The following is a 671-nucleotide window of genomic DNA, read 5'->3' as shown; positions in this document are numbered from 1 at the left end:
GCGTGGACAGCAACATCCTGAACCGGCTGGTTTCTGGCTCTACTTGGCTGACCTTGAAGGAAGGCACAAATATCTTTCGGGTCGAGGCAGTTCGTGGTGTAAAAAAGCTGCGTGTGACTTTGATGCACCGCAATTCTTATCTGGGGGTATAGCTATGCAGTTGGAAATTTACAGCTTGACGGCTCTGAAAGACCACATTTCTGTTTCTTTGGAAGCCATCTGCGACAGCTATTCGTCGCTTTTGTGGGACATTGAGTTTTACCAGTGCGGCTGTTTTGAGGTGTATATCGCTGCCAGTCCGCAGAATGTATCCATCTTTCAGCGTGGCAGAATTGTGGCAAGGAGCGATGATGCACAGCACTTCGGCATCATTGAATCTCTGCAATTGGAGACGGATGCCGAAAAGGGCGATTACCTGACAGTCACCGGACGGTTTCTTGCCTGCCTGCTGGAACGAAGAATCATCTATCCCACCATCACCGCAAACGGCAGCTATGAGGACATCGTCCGCAAGGTGCTGTCCCGCAATGTCATCTCTGCCGGAATCCGCAATCTGCCCGGTTTTTCCATGGGAACAGTATCCGGTGACTGCTGGCAGAACACCGCACGCATGCAGGTCAGCTATGACAATATTCTGGAATGGCTGTACAGCCTTTGTGAAACCATCGGCG

General features: G+C 51.1%; 1 protein-coding gene. It reads left to right on the top strand.

Features of this window, described 5'->3' with window-relative positions; translation table 11 throughout:
• Positions 1-154 precede the first annotated feature (154 nt).
• A partial coding sequence (locus RUMCAL_RS05915; protein WP_040647232.1) for a Gp37-like protein occupies positions 155-671 on the top strand: 517 nt, incomplete at its 3' end.

This window comes from Ruminococcus callidus ATCC 27760 (assembly GCF_000468015.1).
In the GTDB taxonomy this organism is placed as follows: Bacteria; Bacillota; Clostridia; order Oscillospirales; family Ruminococcaceae; genus Ruminococcus_C; species Ruminococcus_C callidus.
Note: the sequence above shows the minus strand (reverse complement) of the source record. Positions and strands in the feature narration are given on the sequence as shown.